Genomic DNA, 16,796 nt, shown 5'->3' with positions numbered 1-16,796 from the left:
GGAAAGGTAGCTGATCCGCCCATGGGTGTCTCCACCTCAAGCCCCGAGAAGGGCATGTGCCTCGTCACGGTCGACTTCCCGCCCGTCAACGCCCTTCCCGTCAAGGGCTGGTACGAGCTCGCCGACGCGGTCCGCGCGGCAGGCCGCGACCCCGAGAACCGCTGTGTGGTGCTCGCCGCCGAGGGCCGCGGCTTCAACGCCGGGGTCGACATCAAGGAGATGCAGCGCGACCCCGGCCACAGTGCCCTCATCGGCGCGAACCGGGGCTGCTACGAGGCCTTCGCCGCCGTGTACGAGTGCGAGGTGCCGGTCGTCGCGGCGGTCGGTGGGTTCTGCCTGGGCGGCGGCATCGGCCTGGCCGGCAACGCGGACGCGATCGTGGCGAGCGACGACGCCGTCTTCGGGCTGCCCGAACTGGACCGGGGCGCACTCGGCGCCGCCACCCACCTCGCCCGCTTGGTCCCGCAGCACCTCATGCGCGCCCTGTACTACACCTCGCGCACGGCGACGGCCCAGGAACTGCACGCCCACGGCTCGGTGTGGAAGGTGGTCCCCCGTGATGAACTCCGCTGCGCGGCAATGGAGTTGGCGCGGGAGATCGCCCGCAAGGACGGCACCCTGATCCGGCTCGCCAAGGCCGCCATCAACGGCATCGACCCCGTCGACGTACGCCGCAGCTACCGCTTCGAGCAGGGCTTCACCTTCGAGGCCAACCTCAGCGGCGTCGCCGACCGCGTCCGCGACACGTTCGGAGCACCCGACACCTCCGGCGCACCGGCCACCGAGGAGGCCCCGCAGTGACGGACAAGACCATGACGCCCGAGGACGTCGTCGCGCGGCTGCGCAGCGGCATGACCATCGGCATCGGCGGCTGGGGCTCGCGCCGCAAACCGATGGCGCTGGTGCGCGCCCTGCTCCGCTCCCCCGTCACCGGCCTCACGGTGATCTCGTACGGCGGCCCGGACGTCGGCCTGCTCGCCGCCGCCGGAAGGATCCGCAAACTGGTCGCGCCGTTCGCGACGCTCGACTCGATCCCGCTGGAGCCGCAGTTCCGCGCCGCTCGCCAGGCGGGCGCGTTCGAGCTGATGGAGATCGACGAGGCGATGTTCATGTGGGGGCTGCACGCGGCCGCCAACCGGCTGCCGTTCCTGCCGGTCCGCGCGGGCATCGGCTCCGACGTGATGCGGGTCAACCCGGCGCTGCGTACGGTCGCTTCACCGTACGAGGACGGCGAGAGGTTCGTCGCGATGCCGGCCCTGCGCATGGACGCGGCGCTCGTCCACCTCAATCGCGCGGACCGGCTCGGCAACGGCCAGTACCTGGGCCCGGACCCGTACTTCGACGACCTGTTCTGCGAGGCCGCCGACAGCGCGTACGTCTCGTGCGAACGCGTCGTGGACGGCTTCAAGGGTGCCGTGCCGCAGTCCTTGCTGGTCAAGCGGTATGCGGTGACCGGCGTCGTGGAGAGCCCGAACGGCGCGCACTTCACGTCCTGCGTGCCCGACTACGGCCGCGACGAGCCGTTCCAGAAGCTGTACGCGACCACGCCCTGGCCCGAGTTCGCGGAGCGCTTCCTGTCCGGGCCCGACGAGAAGTCCTACCAGTCGGCGGTGCAGAGCTGGCACGAGGAGCAGAAATGACGACCGGCACCGTGCGGGTGTCCCGCGCCGAGTACTGCGTGATCGCCTGTGCCGAGGCCTGGCGCGACAACGGGGAGGTCCTCGCGAGCCCGATGGGCCTCATCCCGTCGGTCGGCGCCCGGCTCGCCCGGCGCACCTTCTCACCCGACCTGCTGCTCACCGACGGCGAGGCCATGCTGGTCGGCCTCGACGGCGAACCCGAGGGCTGGCTTCCGTACCGCCGGCACCTCGCGATGGTCACCGGCGGGCGGCGGCACGTGATGATGGGCGCGAGCCAGATCGACCGGTTCGGCAACCAGAACATCTCCTGCATCGGCGACTGGGCGCAGCCCGCCCGCCAGCTCCTCGGCGTACGGGGCGCCCCCGTCAACACCCTCAACAATCCGGTGAGTTACTGGGTGCCGAAGCACTCGACCCGGGTCTTCGTGCCGAAGGTCGACATGATCAGCGGGGTCGGCTACGACAGCGCGGCGGCAGCGGGCCCGTCCGCGACCCGCTACCACCGCATCCCGCGCGTGGTGAGCGACCTGGGCGTCTTCGACTTCGCGACGCCGGACCACTCGATGCGGGTGGTGTCGCTGCACCCGGGGGTGAGCGTCGAGCAGGTGCGAGAGGCGACGGCGTTCGAGCTGACCATGTCCGCCGAGGTGGCGCACACCCGCGAACCCACCCCCGAGGAGCTCCGTCTCATCCGCGAGGTCATCGACCCGGACGGCCTGCGCGACCGCGAGGTCGGGCCGTGACGACTCCTCGCCTGGAAACGGCGCTGACGAAGCTGGTCGGCGTCCGGCATCCGATCGTGCAGACCGGCATGGGCTGGGTCGCGGGCCCGCGCCTGGTCTCGGCGACGGCGAACGCGGGCGCGCTGGGCATCCTCGCCTCCGCCACGATGACGACCGAGCAGTTGGGGCGGGCGGTGCGAGAGGTCAAGTCCCGTACGGAGGAGCCGTTCGGGGTCAATCTGCGGGCCGATGCCGCCGACGCCCGCGAGCGGGTCCGGATCATCATCGACGAGGGCGTGCGCGTGGCGTCGTTCGCGCTGGCCCCCTCGCGCGAGCTCATCGCCGAGCTGAAGGACGCGGGCGTCGTCGTGATCCCCTCCATCGGCGCGCGGCGGCATGCCGAGAAGGTCGCGGCGTGGGGCGCGGACGCGGTGATCGTGCAGGGCGGCGAGGGCGGCGGCCACACGGGAGAGGTGGCAACTACCGTACTGCTGCCGCAGGTTGTGGACGCGGTCGACATTCCGGTGATCGCGGCAGGCGGCTTCCACGACGGCCGGGGCCTGGTGGCCGCGCTCGCCTATGGCGCGGCGGGCGTGGCGATGGGCACCCGCTTCCTGCTGACCTCCGACTCCACGGTCCCGGACGCGGTGAAGGCGAAGTACCTGTCAGCCACGGTCAAGGACATCACCGTGACGACGGCCGTGGACGGACTACCGCACCGCATGCTCCGTACGGAACTCGTCGCATCGCTGGAGGGAGCCGGCCGCGTCAGGGCGCTGGCGCAGGCGGTGCGCCGGGCGGCGGGCTTCCGGAAGATCTCCGGCCTGACCTGGGCCCACATGGTCAGGGACGGCCTGGCGATGAAGCACGGCAAGAACCTGACCTGGAGCCAGACGCTGCTGGCGGCCAACACTCCGATGCTGCTGAGGGCGTCGATGGTCGAGGGCCGCACCGATCTCGGCGTGATGGCCTCGGGCCAGGTGGCCGGGCTGATCGAGGACCTCCCGAGCTGCGAGGAACTGATCACCCGCGTGATGACCGAGGCAGCGCACGTGCTCGCCACCCTGCCGACGACGGCAGGGTGAATCCCCCTATTTGCATGGGAGTTGGCCCCCAGTGAACCACCACTACCACTACCGCTCCGTCCGCAAGGTGACACGTGCCAGGGCGGCGACCGCCGTGGTCGCCGCGATCCTGGCGGTGGGCGCGCCGATGGCGGCGCCGGCCGTGGCCGTCGGCGGCGTCGCGCACCGGCAGGAGGCGTCGCCGATCCACCAGGTCGTGTTGCAGGGCGCGGTGAACGTCCGTGACCTGGGCGGCTACGGGACGTACGACGGGAAACGGGTCCGGTACGGAGTCGCCTACCGGGCCGACGCCCTGAACAGGGCGACGGACGCGGACGTCACGACGCTCTCGCGGCTAGGCCTGCGCGAGGTGGTCGACTTCCGGGTGCCCCTTGAGCTCCAGTACGACGGCCCCGACCGCCTCCCCGCCGGGCTCGCCCCGACCGCGCGCCCGGTCTCGGACAGCGGCCTGTACGCGCAGATGCTGGCCGCGATCGGGTCCAAGGACCCGGCGAAGCAGGACGCGATGCTGGGCCACGGCAAGGCGGAGGCCCTCATGCGGACGGTGTACCAGGACTTCGTCTCGGATCCGGCGAGCCGAGCTCAGTTCGGTGCGACACTGAAGGACCTGGCGGCCGGGCACGGCCCCCTGCTCTTCCACTGCACATCGGGCAAGGATCGTACGGGCTGGGAGAGTTACGTACTGCTGCGCGCGCTCGGGGTGCCGGACGCGACGGCTCAGCAGGACTACCTGGCGTCCAACGGCTTCCGGGCGGCGGCGGACGCGGCACTGCGGGCGGGCCTGAAGCAGTCGGGCATGATGCAGAACCCGGACCTGCTGATCCCGCTGCAGGAGGTGCGCCTCGACTACCTGAACGCGGCGCTGGCCCAACTGTCGGCCCAGTACGGCGACTTGTACGGGTACCTGACGCAGGGGCTGGGCCTGAGCCTGGGCGACCTGGCGGCGCTGCGGTCCCGGCTGGTGAGCTGATTCAGGCGGAGGCGTGCGCGAGGCCGACACGCCGGGCCCGCGCCCAGGGTGCGAGCTCGACGACACCGAACGAGACCTCGACCACAAGGAACAGCCACAGCCAGCGGGGTGCGCGGTGGGCGAGCGCGTACGCCTGCCACGAGGCGAAGAGCGTACGCGCGACCCCGTCGAACAGCCCGTGCACGGCCAGCGGCCGGACGATCCGCAGCAGCGCCCAGACAACGACGACCGAGCCCATCAGGTTCGCGTAGAGCATCTCCATCGGACCAAGGGCAGGCAGGGTACCGAGCCCGAGCCCGCCCCCGGACTCCGACAGCGCGTCGTGGACCAGGGTGTAGGTCCAGGGGGTGGCGAATCCGGCGGTGACAAGGAGGTCGTACCAGGCACTGGCGCGCACGGCGCGGAGGTAGCCGGGACGGGAGGGGGTGGTGGAAGGGGCGAGGGAAGGGGGCGTTGAAGAGGCCATGGCGATCGATCTCCTGCTGGCGGTCTTGGGCGGACTGGGCGGTCTCCCGCGGGAACGCCTCGACGCTAAACAGTGGAGTACTGTCCAAGGTCAAGTCCGCAGCAGGAAGTACGCCATTCGCAGTTCGGGGGAAGCCGTGCGTATCGGGGAGCTGGCCGCGCAGACGGGTCTGAGCAGGGACGCCATCCGCTTCTACGAGAAGGTCGGCCTCGTCATGGGCCGACGGCTGCCGAACGGCTACCGCGACTTCCCGCGGGAGACGGTGCCGTGGCTGCAGTACGTGCGCACCGCCCAGGCGCTGGGGTTCTCGCTGGCCGAGATCGCCCGGACCGGGGAGGAGTTGCGGGGCGCGGCGGACAGTGCGGGGGCGCTGTCCGCGCTGTTCGAGGAGAAGATTGGGGTTATTGATGCGCGCGTGAGCGAGCTGGTGGCGCTGCGCGCCGAGCTCGCGGCGCGGGTCGGTACGGGGTGCCCTTTGCGGGCGGCGGGGTGAAGTTCCGCAGGGCTGGGCCCCGGACCCCGCCGTCTCCGCGACGCGGGGAGGTGGGTACGGGGCGCCCCTGCGGGGGTGCGGGCGCCGTGGTTTGCGCAGTTCCCCGCGCCCCTGGCAGCTCCATCGGCCTCGGACCGTCCGTGGCTGATCGCGCAGTTCCCCGCGCCCCTAACCGCGCCTTCGGCCTCGGACCGTTCTTGGTCGCTCGCGCCGTTCGCCGCGCCCCCAGCAGGGTTGCGCCTGGCAGGGGGCGCGAACGGGGTCTGGGGCGGAGCCCCAGGAAACCCGGCTTCACCCATCCACCCCCGGAGGCCACGCGGCGGAGCCGCGGAGTGTCACAGCGGGAAGGGGCGGGGTGGGGAAAAGATCAGGCTCCGGACCGACGCCCGCGCCCACCCTGCCCACGGGAAGCGGCACCCTGCCCAGAGCCCTGCGCACGCCCACCCTGCGAACGAGACGCGGCACCCTGCCTGGCGGAGCCGGAGCCTGCACCCTGCCGAGCGGAGCCGGAGCCCTGCCGCGCAGAGGCAGAACCCTGCGAGCGGGGTGCGGACGGCTGCGCCGCGCCGCGGGAGCCCTGGCCGCCGCGGCGGCCCCGGCTGCGCCCGGAAGCCGCACGCTTGGGCTCCGGCTGAGCCGGCACCTCGATGACCACCGGCACCCCGGACGGCTCCCGCGCCCCCGTGACCCGTACGAGCTCCTCGGAGCTCGACTTGATCTCCGCCGTCCGGGGACGGATCCCCGCGAACGACATGAGCTTGGTCATCTCGCGCTTCTCCTCGGGCAGGACGAGCGTGACGACGCTGCCCGACTCGCCCGCCCGGGCGGTACGCCCACCGCGGTGGAGATAGTCCTTGTGGTCCGTCGGGGGGTCGACGTTCACCACGAGGTCCAGGTCGTCGACGTGGATGCCGCGCGCGGCGACGTTCGTCGCGACCAGCGCCGTGACCTGGCCGTTCTTGAACTGGTCCAGCGTGCGGTTGCGCTGCGGCTGCGAGCGGCCGCCGTGCAGGCCCGCCGCGCGGACACCGCTGGAGAGCAGCCGCTTGACCAGCCGGTCCACGGATCGCTTGGTGTCCAGGAACATGATCACGCGGCCGTCGCGCGCCGCGATCCGCGTGGTGACGGCCTTCTTGTCGGTCTCGTCCATCACGTACAGGACGTGGTGTTCCATCGTGGTGACCGCGCCGGCCGACGGGTCGACGGAATGCACCACCGGGTCGGTGAGGAACATCCGGACCAGGCGGTCGATGTTGGCGTCCAGGGTCGCCGAGAACAGCATCCGCTGGCCGTCCGGCTCGACCTGCTTGAGCAGCGCGGTGACCTGCGGCATGAAGCCCATGTCGGCCATCTGGTCGGCCTCGTCGAGGACGGTGATGGCGACGTTCTCCAGGGAACAGTCGCCTCGTTCTATGAGGTCCTTGAGCCGGCCCGGAGTGGCGACCATGACCTCGGCGCCGCGGCGCAGCGAGCCCGCCTGCTTGGTGATGGAGAGCCCGCCGACGACGGTGGTGAGGCGCAGGTTGACGGCCGTCGCGTACGGCGTGAGCGCGTCGGTGACCTGCTGCGCGAGCTCACGCGTCGGTACGAGGACGAGGGCGAGCGGCGCCTTGGGCTCGGCGCGCCGGCCCACGGTGCGGGCGAGCAGGGCGAGGCCGAAGGCGAGGGTCTTGCCGGAGCCGGTGCGGCCGCGGCCGAGGATGTCGCGGCCCGCGAGCGAGTTCGGCAGGGTGGCGCCCTGGATCGGGAACGGCTCGGTCACGCCCTGCGCGTCGAGCGTCTTGAGCAGCGCCGCGGGCATGTCCAGGTCGGCGAAGGCCTCGACGGCGGGCAGCGCGGGGGTGAGGGTCTCCGGCAGCTTGAATTCGCCCTGCGGCGCCATGGTCCTGCCCTTGGCGGGCTTCGAGGACTTGGCGGCGGGCCGGCCGGAACCCCTGCGGGCACCGGAACTGGAACCGGAACCGGAACGGGAGCCGGTACCGGCACCGGAACCGGCACCGGAGCGCTTGCTGGTCATGCGCGTCATACGGAATTTGCCTTCCTGGGACAAGACAGCACAAGCCGGGACCCGCACCTGAGGGTGCGGGCCCCGGCTGCGAAATTCGCGAGCCGCTGAAACGCGGCTGCAAAATACGCCTCGTCGGCGATTAGGCGGGGAGAATGTTCTCCGCCTGCAGGCCCTTCTGGCCCTGGGTGACCTCGAAGGAGACCTTCTGGCCCTCGAGGAGCTCACGGAAGCCGGAGGAGGCGATGTTGGAGTAGTGGGCGAAGACGTCGGGGCCGCCGCCGTCCTGCTCGATGAAGCCGAAGCCCTTTTCCGAGTTGAACCACTTCACGGTGCCAGTAGCCATGTCATTTCTCCTAAGACAGGGGCAGTTCCGGAAATCCGCGGATTTACGGATTCCTCGTCGCCGCATTGAGCCCATCCGGAGAAACCCCGGAAACAAATAATGCGCCTGAGGATCATTCCCGTCAGGCGCACATAAAGTATATGGGTACCAAAACTGCAACAGCCACCACGATAGCACGCCGCCGTGCGGCGCGTCCGTGTGGCACGTCACCAACTCGCCGGGAAGGGGGGATGCCGTCGGCGGCATCCCCCCTTCTCGAGCGGCTCCCCCGCGCCTACAGCCGCTCGATGATCGTCACGTTGGCCTGGCCTCCGCCCTCGCACATCGTCTGGAGGCCGTAGCGGCCCCCGGTGCGCTCCAGCTCGTGAAGGAGCGTCGTCATCAGCTTGACGCCGGTCGCGCCGAGCGGGTGGCCGAGCGCGATCGCACCGCCGTTGACGTTGACCCGGGCCGGGTCGGCGCCGGTCTCCTTCAGCCAGGCGAGCACTACCGGCGCGAAGGCTTCGTTGATCTCGACCAGGTCGAAGTCGTCGATCGTCATGCCGGTCTTCTTCAGTGCGTACGCGGTGGCCGGGATCGGGGCGGACAGCATGCGGACGGGGTCCTCGCCGCGCACCGAGAGGTGGTGGATGCGGGCGCGCGGGGTCAGCCCGTGCTCGGCGACGGCGTGCTCGGAGGCGATGAGGAGGGCGGCCGCGCCGTCGGAGACCTGGGAGGAGCAGGCCGCGGTGATGGTGCCGCCGTCCATGACCGGCTTGAGGCTCGCCATCTTCTCCAGGGTGGTGTCCCTGCGCGGCCCCTCGTCCGCCGTCACCTCTCCGTACGCGACGGTCTCGCGCTCGAAGCGGCCCTCGTCGATGGCGCGGACGGCCCGCCGGTGCGAGCTCAGCGCGAACTCCTCCATGTCGCGGCGCGAGATCCCCCACTTCTCGGCGATCAGCTGTGCGCCGTGGAACTGGTTGACCGGAGCGTCCCCGTAGCGGGCCCGCCAGCCCTCGCTGCCGAGGTAGGGGCCGTCGGTCAGGCCGAGGGGTTCGGCGGCCCGGCGGGAGGCGAAGGCGATCGGGATCATCGACATGTTCTGGGTGCCGCCCGCGACCACCAGGCCCTGGGTGCCCGAGAGCACGCCCTGCGCGGCGAAGTGGATGGCCTGCTGGGACGAGCCGCACTGGCGGTCGACGGTGACGCCGGGGACCTCTTCCGGCAGGCCCGCCGCCAGCCAGGACGTACGGGCGATGTCGCCCGCCTGCGGGCCCACCGTGTCCAGGCAGCCGAAGACGACGTCCTCGACGGCGGCCGGGTCGACGCCGCTGCGCTCGACCAGCGCCTTCAGGACGTGGGCGCCGAGGTCCGCGGGGTGGACTGCCGAGAGCCCTCCCCCGCGCCGGCCCACCGGGGTGCGTACCGCTTCGACGACATAGGCCTCGGACATGCCAACTCCCCAATCCGGTAAGCGAGTTACGTACGTACGGCGATTCCGTCCAGGACCATCGAGAGGTACTGGCGGGCGATCTCCTCCGGGCTGTGGCCGCCGCCGGGGCGGTACCAGGACGCGGCCACCCACACCGTGTCGCGCACGAAGCGATAGGTGAGACGGATGTCCAGGTCGGCGCGGAAGGCGTGCGCGGCGACCCCGCGCTCGAGGGTTCCGAGCCATGCCTTCTCGAACTTCTGCTGCGAGTCGGCCAGGTACTGGAAGCGGGGCAGCGCGACCAGGTGCTTGGACTCCTTCTGGTAGATCGCGACGGCGGCGCGGTGCCGGTCGATCTCCCGGAAGGACTCGGTGACCAGCGCCTCGATGGTCTCCCGCGGGCCGAGCCCGGCGGCGAGCACGGCGTCGTACCCCTCCCAGAGCTCGTCCAGGAACGTCGAGAGGATCTCGTCGAGCATCGACTCCTTGGAGTCGAAGTGGTAGTAGAGGCTGCCCGCGAGCAGGCCCGCCTCGTCGGCGATCTTCCGGACGGTGGTGGCGTTGTACCCGTGGGCGGCGAACACCTCGGCCGCCGTGGCGAGGAGTTCGCGCCGCCGCTCGGGCGAGGCGGTCACCTGCGTCTTCTTCTTGTTCGTTGGCACCCGACCATTGTGCTGCCCCTAGGCGTGCTGGCTGCTGACGGAGACGACCTCGCCCGTCAGGTACGAGGAGTAGCCGCTGGCCAGGAACACGATGACGTTGGCGACCTCCCAGGGCTCCGCGTAGCGCCCGAACGCCTCGCGGGCGGTGAGCTCTTCGAGGAGTTCGGCGGAGGTGACCTTCGCCAGGTGCGGGTGCATGGCGAGGCTGGGCGCGACCGCGTTGACCCGCACGCCGAACTCGGCGGCCTCGATCGCCGCGCACCGGGTGAGCGCCATGACGCCCGCCTTGGCGGCGGCGTAGTGGGCCTGCCCGGCCTGGGCGCGCCAGCCGACGACGGAGGCGTTGTTGACGATCACGCCTCCTCGCCCGGACTGCTCGAAGGCGCGCAGGGCCGCCCTCGTACAGCGGAAGGTGCCGTTCAGGGTGACGTCGAGGACCTTCGACCACGCTTCGTCGCTCATGTCGACGAGCGAGCAAGTGCCGCCGAGCCCTGCGTTGTTGACGACGATGTCGAGTCCGCCGTGTTCGCGGGCGGCCAGCGCGAATAGTGCGGCGACCTGTTGTTCGTCGGTCACGTCGCAGGGAAGGGAGGCGACGTTTCCGGCGCCGAACTCGGTGGCGAGCGCCTGCTCGGTCTCCCCCAGGCGGCGGGCGTGGGCGTCGCCGATGACGATGCGGGCGCCCTCTTCGAGGAGCCTGCGGGCGGTGGCGCCGCCGATCCCGGCGCCGGCCGCGGCCGTGACGACGGCGGTGCGGCCGTCGAGGAGGCCGTGGCCCGGCACGTACTGAGCCTTGTTGTCCGTCACGGCGCCACGTTAACCTACCAAACACTTGTTAGGGAAGGATGGTGTGCCGTACCCATGGACCTGGACCCCACGCCCGACCAGGAGGCCTTCCGGGCCGAGGCGCGCGACTGGCTCGCCGCCCACGTCCCGGCCGTGCCGCTCCCCTCGCTGGAGACAGAGGCGGGTTTCGCCGCGCACCGGGAGTGGGAGGCGCGCCTTTCCGCGGACCGCTGGTCGGTGGTGTCGTGGCCCGAGGAGTACGGGGGCCGGGGCGTCGACATCTTCAAGTGGCTGATCTTCGAGGAGGAGTACTTCGCGGCGGGCGGCCCCGGACGCGTCACGCAGAACGGCATCAACCTGCTCGCACCCACCCTGTTCGACCACGCGACGCCCGAGCAGCGCGCGCGGTTCCTGCCGGACATGGCGAGCGGCGCGACGATCTGGGCGCAGGCCTGGTCCGAGCCGGAGGCCGGCTCGGACCTCGCGTCCCTGAGGTCCAAAGCGGTGCGCACGCCCGGAGGTTGGCTGCTCTCGGGGCAGAAGACCTGGTCGTCCCGGGCCGCGTTCGCCGACCGCGCCTTCGGCATCTTCCGTACGGACCCGGACGCGGACAGGCCCCACCAGGGCCTCACCTACCTGATGTTCGACCTGCGGGCGCCCGGTGTGACGGTCCGCCCCATCGGCCGCCTCGACGGCAAGCCGGCCTTCGCCGAGTTGTTCCTCGACGGTGTCTTCGTGCCCGACGAGGACGTCATCGGCGAGGTGGGCGCGGGCTGGCGGATCGCCATGTCGGCGACCGGCAACGAGCGCGGCCTGATGCTGCGCTCCCCCGGCCGCTTCCTCGCCTCGGCCGCGCGGCTCGTGGAGCTGTGGCGCGCGGCGGGAGACCCGGCGGACACGGCGCTGCGCGACCGGGTCGCGGACGCGCTGATCGGGGCGCGCGCCTATCAGCTCTTCACCTGCGCGGGCGCCTCCCGCTTCGCGGCGGGCGAGACCGTCGGCGCCGAGTCGAGCCTGAACAAGGTGTTCTGGTCGGAGTACGACATCGCCCTGCACGAGACCGCACTCGACCTGCTCGGCCCGTACGGCGAACTGTCCGACGACGCCGACGAGGCGCCCGCATACGGCAGTTGGGCCGAGGGTCATGTCTTCTCGCTGGCCGGCCCGATCTACGCGGGGACGAACGAGATCCAGCGCGACATCATCGCCGAGCGCCTGTTCGGCCTGCCGAAGGGCCGCCGATGAGGTTCCTGCTCACCCCGGAACAGCGCGACTTCGCCCACTCCCTGGACACGATGCTGACCGCCGCCGACACACCCTCGGCGGCACGGGCCTGGGGCGCGGGGGACTCCGGGCCCGGCCGCGCCCTGTGGTCCCGGCTCGCCGGGGCCGGGGTGTTCGCACTCGCCGCACCCGAGGCGTACGAGGGCGTCGGGCCGCTGCCCGTCGAACTGGCCGTCGCCTGCGTGGAGCTGGGGCGGCATGCGGTGCCTGGCCCGTTGGTGGAGACGGTCGCCGCATCGGTTTTGCTCGCCCGGCTCGCGGAGCTGGGCGAGGAGGGGCCGGCCAAGCGCCTGCTGCCCGGGATCGTGTCGGGCGCGTGCGCGGCGAGCGTGCTGTTCCCGGGCGCGAGCCCGTACGCGCTCGACGCGGACGCGGCGGACGTGGTGCTCGCGGCGGTCGGCCATGAGGTGCGGCTCGCGCCGGGCCACGGCCCCGTCCAGCCCTCGGCCGACCCGGCCCGGCGCCTTTCCCGCCCGCTGCCCGGCGGTGAACTCCTGGCGACCGGGCCCCAGTTGGAGAACGCCGTCGCGTACGCCACGGTCTGGGCTCGGCTCGCTGCGGCAGGCCAGTGCCTCGGGATCGCGGAGGCGCTGCTGGCCCGGACCGTGGCGTACGTCAAGCAGCGCACCCAGTTCGGGGCGCCCATCGGGTCATTCCAGGCGGTCAAGCACCGGCTCGCGGACACGCTGGTCGCGGTGGAGTTCGCGCGGCCGCTGCTGTACGGGGCGGCGCTGTCGCTCGCGCCCGGGGATGTGGCCGCGGCGAAGGTGACGGCGGGCGAGGCCGCGTACGCCGCCGCCCGCACCGCGCTGCAACTGCACGGCGCGGTCGGCTACACCCAGGAGCTCGACCTGTCGCTGTGGCTGCGCAAGGCGCGTCCGCTGAGGGACGCGTGGGGTTCGCCTTCGGAGTGTCGCGCGGCAGTGTTGGGCGGCTGAGCGGGGTGCTCGGGCACCGGAGGCTCAGCCACCGGGCCCGGCGGCTCAGTGGAGCTGGCCCGTGGGGCGGACCACTACCTGGTTCACCTCCACCCCGGCCGGCTGGGCCAGCGCCCAAACGATCGCTTCGGCCACGTTGTCCGGGGTCATCGCGGGGCCGTCCGGGACCACGCCCGTCGAGTGGCTCTCCCAGAACGGGCTGTCCACGCGGCCCGGCGCGACCAGCGTCACGCCGATGCCCGAGCCGGTGACCAGGACGCGGGTGTTCTCGGCGAGCGAGGTCAGCGCGCCCTTGGTCACCGAGTACATGTTGCCCGGGGTGTTCTTGATCCCCGCCGTGCTGCCCACCATCACGATCCGGCCGCCGCTCTCGCTGAGCGCGGGCAGCGCGGCCTTCACCAGGACGGCCGGGCCGAGCACATTGACCATGAGCATCTCGCGCCAGTGCTCGGGGTCGCCGTTGGCGAGGTTGTCGTGCGTGGAGAACCCGGCGTTGGCGACGACGTGGTCGAGCCGCCCGAAGTTCTTGACGGTCGCCTCGACGGCGGCACCGATCGACGCGAGGTCGGTGGTGTCGGCGGCGACCGCCAACACCCGCTCCCCCACGCCGAGTTCATCCGCGAAGGCGTCGAGCTTCGCCTGGTCGCGGCCGGTGACGGCGACCCGGTGTCCGCCGTCCAGGAGCCGCCGGACGGTCGCGGCGCCGATGCCGCTGGCCCCGCCGGTGACGAGGGTGACCGCGCCGTTGTTGTGCTCGCGCTTCATGAACTCCCCTGGATTCTCGAACCCGCCGCATGCCCAGGGCGACTGTAGCGGCCTGTTCCTCAGGCGTCTTCGCGCAGGCTCTCCTCGCTGTTGCCGCGTCGCAGCGTGCGCAGGGCGGTGCCGGGTCGCCAGGCCCGTACGACCAGTTCGTCGTTCTCCAAGCCCGTGTACACGACCTCGGCCAGCTCTCCGCGGAAGAGATGGAACGGCTCGGGCGGCTCGACCTGCGCGGCGTAGGCCGCCTTGACGGCGGGGTCGGTGACCTCCACCGCGCGGCCGCTGATCCGTACGTCGCCGTCGGCCATCTCGGCGTCGGGGCCCGGGTTGGCCTGCACCGCGAAGCGCGGGTCGCGGCGCAGGTCGAGGGCCTTCATCGAGTTCGGCATCATGCCGAGCCACAGCTCGCCGTCCCGGATGTCCACCTCCAGGCCGGTCACCCGGGGCGAGCCGTCCTTGCGCAGGGTGGCCAGGACATGGTGCTTGTACTTCTTGAACCGGGCCTCGACGAGCCCGGCGAACTGCGCCTCGGCCTGGTGGAACTCCGCCCAGCCGACCGTCGTGGTTCCTGTCTCCTTGGTTGCCATGACCCCAGGAAACCTCAGATACCCGACACCTCCTGTCCGGATTGCCGGGGCGGCAGGGTGACTACGGCCGCGTGCCCCTCGGCCCGTAGCGCCGCGGCGCCCTCTGCGGTGAGCACCGCGTCGTACGGACCGAGGCGTACGCCGTCGACCTGGGCGGGGGCGTCGAGGGCGACGATCAGGGCGGGCCCGGCGACGGTGAGTGCGCCCCGCACGACGGCGACCGCCGGGGCGGGGCGGCCCCTGCGGAACATCACGTTGAAGTTGACGACGGGGCCGGCCAGGAGGCGGCAGTCGGTGGGGGCGTCGCCCGGGAAGTGCTGCGGCACGAACCGCTCGTCCACCAGGCGGCGTCGACCGCCCACCGTGAGGTCCATTCCGGCGCCCTCGACGACGGTGAGGATCCGGTCCACGCCGGGGAATCCGGAGAACGGGCCGTCCGCGCCGACCTCCGCGAGACTGACCCGCCACTCGAAGTCGGCCGTCCCCGCGCCTTCGGGGTGGGCGGCGATGCCCCGGGTCACCCCGCCGCCGTTCTTCCACGGCACGGCTCGCCTGGCGGCGGCCCGCAGCGTCCTCACCGTACGATCCCTTCCGCCCGGGCGGCGCGCAGCCACTGCGGGAACTCGCCCAGCAGCCGGTCGTAGAGCTGGGCGTCGCTCACTCTGCGCGGATCGGTCCCGGCGGCGAAGAACCCGGCGTTGTCGACGCAGCGGTATTGGGGGACGGCCAGTTCGTCGAGTCTGCGCAGGAAGTCGAACTGGTGGCTGCGCGGATTGCCGAAGCCGATGAACTGCCAGAACATCGGCAGCGTCGCCGCCTTGCAGACGTACCGCTCGGCCGCGAGGCGGCTGCTGGGGCCGCCGTCCGTCTGAAAGACGACGAGCGCGGGGGCGTCCGCGCCGCTCTCCAGGTAGTGGTCGATGACCGCGTCCATCGCCACGTGGTAGTTGGTCCGGCCCATGTGGCCGAGGTTGGCCACGATGCGCTCGATGCGCCCGTGGTGGTTCTCCAGGGCGATCTCGGTCTCGGCGTCGATGCCGGTGGAGAAGAACACCACCGGCACCCGGCCGTCGTCGTCGAGGTGCGCGGAGAGGCCCAACACCCGGTCGGCGAGCGCCTGCACGCTGCCGTTCCTGAAGTACCGGCGCATCGAGCCGGAGTAGTCGACGACGAGGTAGACGGCGGCGGTCTCGTCGTGGAGCCCGTGCTTCTCCAGGGACACGGCGGCGCTCTTGTAGAGGGAGACGAGCGCGGGCGCGGCCTCCTCCACGTTTCGGAGGGACAGTGCGGGCATGCGCCTCGTCTCCGTTCCGACGGGGTCGGGAGTGCCGAGGTTACGCGATGCGGGGTGGGTCCGGCTTGCCCCGGGCAGCCCCGGCCGGCCGGGGGCACTTCTGGCGCCCGGCGCCGGGGCGCTCGCCTGGGGGTGCGGATTTCGTCTGCGGGTCATCCGTGGCCGGTCTCGCCCGCGCGGCGGAGCCGCACCATGGCACAGCCCCGCGCCCCTTAGGGGGTTCGGCCGCCCGCTCCGAGTCCTACGGAGTCTGGTCCTGGAAGGAGGGCAGGGCGAAGATTCGCTCCTTCGCCTCGTCCTCCATCAGCTCCACCAGCGGCAGCACCAGATCCCACAGGTCTTGTTTGTCGACCTCTCTTGCCAGGGCGTCCAGGTCCTCGTCCGCGAGGGATCCTGCCGCGTCTGCCACCACCTTGCGGGATTCCTCGGGCAGCAGTTCCACCAGCGGGAGGAACTCTGCCCACAGGGCCGTGGCCACTACCGCCGGGACCACTCCGGCCAGGACCGACGGGTCCCTCAGGGAGGGGAGTACTGCCACCGACCGGCGGTCCTCCTCGGGCAGCAGGGCCACCAGGGGGAGCAGCGACTCCCACAGGTTCTGGGTGGCCACCGTGCGTACCAGCGTGTCCAGGCGGGCTCGGGGCTGGCGCGCGGCCAGGGTGGCGATCCGGGCGCGCTGCTCCCCCGTCACCATGCCCGCCACCGCCAGGGCCTGAGGCCACAGGCCGTCGGCGGCGGAGGCGATCACCTGGGCCAGGCGCTCCTCCCCCATCAACTCGACGATCGTGCCGAGGCGTTGTGGCTGGTCCACCGCGAATCCCGTGCGCAGCACCACCGCGTCGTCCACCTGCGGCAGGATCCGGGTCAGCGCCGAGTCGCGCAGGTGGCCCACGAAGCGGCCCATCGTGAGGTGGTCGCCTCGTTCGGCGAGGGCGACCGAGATCCGTACGAGCAGGTTCTCGTCCAGGCGGTCCACTATGCCCGCGATGCGGCGGGGGTCCAGGTGGGCGCAGGACGCGGCGGTGAACGCCACGGGGAGTTTCTCGATGATGTCGGCGGCCCGGGCCGGTTCGAGGCGGCCCGCGACGGCGGCGGCCAGGCGTGGGCCGAGTGCTTTTTGCGAGATGGCCGCGGCCACCCCGGCCGGGACGAGTTTGGTCGCCTTCGCTATGCGGTCCAGCATGTCGGGCGCCCCGTCGAACAGCGCGGCCACCGCCTGTTCGCGGAGCTTGCGCAGGTCCTCGGCGGGCAGGGCCGCCAGGAAGGCCAGGTGCTCGGGGCGCTCGTCCAGCAGGGCCGCGATCTTCTCGGTCTCCGCGCGGTTGCGGAGCTTGTCCATGGCCGC

General features: G+C 71.8%; 19 protein-coding genes. 8 read left to right on the top strand and 11 right to left on the bottom strand.

Going from position 1 to position 16,796, the window contains the following annotated elements; genetic code table 11:
* Positions 1-21: 21 nt before the first annotated feature.
* From IE206_RS07275 to IE206_RS07255, 5 genes are read left to right on the top strand one after another with little or no spacing between them, the layout of a single operon-like run.
* Entirely contained in the window at positions 22-801 is a 780-nt protein-coding gene (locus tag IE206_RS07275) for an enoyl-CoA hydratase family protein (RefSeq protein ID WP_189961173.1), read from the top strand.
* Positions 798-1,640: a CoA transferase subunit A gene (locus IE206_RS07270; protein ID WP_189961172.1), complete on the top strand. Its 843-nt coding sequence runs from the start codon at positions 798-800 to the stop codon at positions 1,638-1,640. The genes IE206_RS07275 and IE206_RS07270 overlap by 4 nt, the downstream gene beginning before the upstream one ends.
* Positions 1,637-2,383, top strand: a complete 747-nt coding sequence (locus tag IE206_RS07265; RefSeq protein ID WP_189961171.1) for a CoA-transferase subunit beta — start codon at positions 1,637-1,639, stop codon at positions 2,381-2,383. Before IE206_RS07270 ends, IE206_RS07265 begins: the two co-directional genes overlap by 4 nt.
* An 11-nt stretch (positions 2,384-2,394) precedes the next feature.
* Positions 2,395-3,447, top strand: a complete 1,053-nt coding sequence (locus IE206_RS07260; RefSeq protein ID WP_189961415.1) for an NAD(P)H-dependent flavin oxidoreductase — start codon at positions 2,395-2,397, stop codon at positions 3,445-3,447.
* Between the two features lie 31 nt (positions 3,448-3,478).
* Positions 3,479-4,417, top strand: a complete 939-nt coding sequence (locus IE206_RS07255; protein ID WP_308433910.1) for a tyrosine-protein phosphatase — start codon at positions 3,479-3,481, stop codon at positions 4,415-4,417.
* A 1-nt stretch (position 4,418) separates the two neighbouring features.
* Here IE206_RS07255 and IE206_RS07250 read toward each other — a convergent pair whose 3' ends face one another.
* The gene (locus IE206_RS07250) at positions 4,419-4,883 is read right to left on the bottom strand and encodes a hypothetical protein (protein ID WP_189961170.1); all 465 of its coding nucleotides are present in this window, start codon (positions 4,881-4,883) and stop codon (positions 4,419-4,421) included.
* A gap of 136 nt (positions 4,884-5,019) precedes the next feature.
* Here IE206_RS07250 and IE206_RS07245 point away from each other — a divergent pair, with 136 nt between their 5' ends.
* On the top strand, positions 5,020-5,376 hold the full coding sequence (locus tag IE206_RS07245) for a MerR family transcriptional regulator (RefSeq protein ID WP_189961169.1): 357 nt from the start codon (positions 5,020-5,022) through the stop codon (positions 5,374-5,376).
* Positions 5,377-5,743: 367 nt separating this feature from the next.
* Here the strand turns inward: IE206_RS07245 and IE206_RS07240 are convergent, their stop codons facing one another.
* The 5 genes from IE206_RS07240 to IE206_RS07220 all read right to left on the bottom strand — a co-directional run bounded on the left by IE206_RS07240 (position 5,744) and on the right by IE206_RS07220 (position 10,607).
* Complete coding sequence (locus IE206_RS07240; RefSeq protein ID WP_444545504.1) at positions 5,744-7,402, bottom strand: DEAD/DEAH box helicase; 1,659 nt, start codon at positions 7,400-7,402, stop codon at positions 5,744-5,746.
* Positions 7,403-7,523: 121 nt separating this feature from the next.
* The gene (locus IE206_RS07235; protein WP_053727847.1) at positions 7,524-7,727 is read right to left on the bottom strand and encodes a cold-shock protein; all 204 of its coding nucleotides are present in this window, start codon (positions 7,725-7,727) and stop codon (positions 7,524-7,526) included.
* Positions 7,728-8,001: 274 nt separating this feature from the next.
* Positions 8,002-9,159 (bottom strand): acetyl-CoA C-acetyltransferase, encoded by a 1,158-nt coding sequence (locus IE206_RS07230; RefSeq protein ID WP_189961167.1) that lies wholly within the window; start codon positions 9,157-9,159, stop codon positions 8,002-8,004.
* 26 nt (positions 9,160-9,185) lie between these two features.
* Positions 9,186-9,800 carry a TetR/AcrR family transcriptional regulator gene (locus IE206_RS07225; RefSeq protein WP_189961166.1) on the bottom strand — a complete coding sequence of 205 codons (615 nt, stop codon included), beginning with the start codon at positions 9,798-9,800 and terminating at the stop codon, positions 9,186-9,188.
* An 18-nt stretch (positions 9,801-9,818) separates the two neighbouring features.
* Positions 9,819-10,607: an SDR family oxidoreductase gene (locus IE206_RS07220; RefSeq protein ID WP_189961165.1), complete on the bottom strand. Its 789-nt coding sequence runs from the start codon at positions 10,605-10,607 to the stop codon at positions 9,819-9,821.
* Between the two features lie 54 nt (positions 10,608-10,661).
* Here IE206_RS07220 and IE206_RS07215 point away from each other — a divergent pair, with 54 nt between their 5' ends.
* Positions 10,662-11,831, top strand: a complete 1,170-nt coding sequence (locus IE206_RS07215; RefSeq protein WP_189961164.1) for an acyl-CoA dehydrogenase family protein — start codon at positions 10,662-10,664, stop codon at positions 11,829-11,831.
* Complete coding sequence (locus IE206_RS07210; protein ID WP_189961163.1) at positions 11,828-12,808, top strand: acyl-CoA dehydrogenase family protein; 981 nt, start codon at positions 11,828-11,830, stop codon at positions 12,806-12,808. Before IE206_RS07215 ends, IE206_RS07210 begins: the two co-directional genes overlap by 4 nt.
* 45 nt (positions 12,809-12,853) lie before the next feature.
* Here the strand turns inward: IE206_RS07210 and IE206_RS07205 are convergent, their stop codons facing one another.
* The 5 genes from IE206_RS07205 to IE206_RS07185 form a co-directional block, all read right to left on the bottom strand.
* Complete coding sequence (locus IE206_RS07205; RefSeq protein ID WP_189961162.1) at positions 12,854-13,573, bottom strand: SDR family oxidoreductase; 720 nt, start codon at positions 13,571-13,573, stop codon at positions 12,854-12,856.
* A gap of 59 nt (positions 13,574-13,632) precedes the next feature.
* The gene (locus IE206_RS07200) at positions 13,633-14,157 is read right to left on the bottom strand and encodes a pyridoxamine 5'-phosphate oxidase family protein (RefSeq protein ID WP_189961161.1); all 525 of its coding nucleotides are present in this window, start codon (positions 14,155-14,157) and stop codon (positions 13,633-13,635) included.
* A 14-nt stretch (positions 14,158-14,171) separates the two neighbouring features.
* Positions 14,172-14,735 carry a HutD/Ves family protein gene (locus IE206_RS07195; protein ID WP_226598767.1) on the bottom strand — a complete coding sequence of 188 codons (564 nt, stop codon included), beginning with the start codon at positions 14,733-14,735 and terminating at the stop codon, positions 14,172-14,174.
* Positions 14,732-15,451 carry a vWA domain-containing protein gene (locus IE206_RS07190; RefSeq protein ID WP_189961159.1) on the bottom strand — a complete coding sequence of 240 codons (720 nt, stop codon included), beginning with the start codon at positions 15,449-15,451 and terminating at the stop codon, positions 14,732-14,734. Before IE206_RS07190 ends, IE206_RS07195 begins: the two co-directional genes overlap by 4 nt.
* 241 nt (positions 15,452-15,692) lie before the next feature.
* Positions 15,693-16,790, bottom strand: a complete 1,098-nt coding sequence (locus IE206_RS07185) for a hypothetical protein (protein ID WP_189961158.1) — start codon at positions 16,788-16,790, stop codon at positions 15,693-15,695.
* Positions 16,791-16,796: the final 6 nt, after the last annotated feature.

The organism is Streptomyces violascens (genome assembly GCF_014649955.1).
In the GTDB taxonomy this organism is placed as follows: Bacteria; Actinomycetota; Actinomycetes; order Streptomycetales; family Streptomycetaceae; genus Streptomyces; species Streptomyces violascens.
The sequence above is the reverse complement of the archived record's forward strand: the minus strand, read 5'-3'. Positions and strand labels throughout refer to the sequence as shown.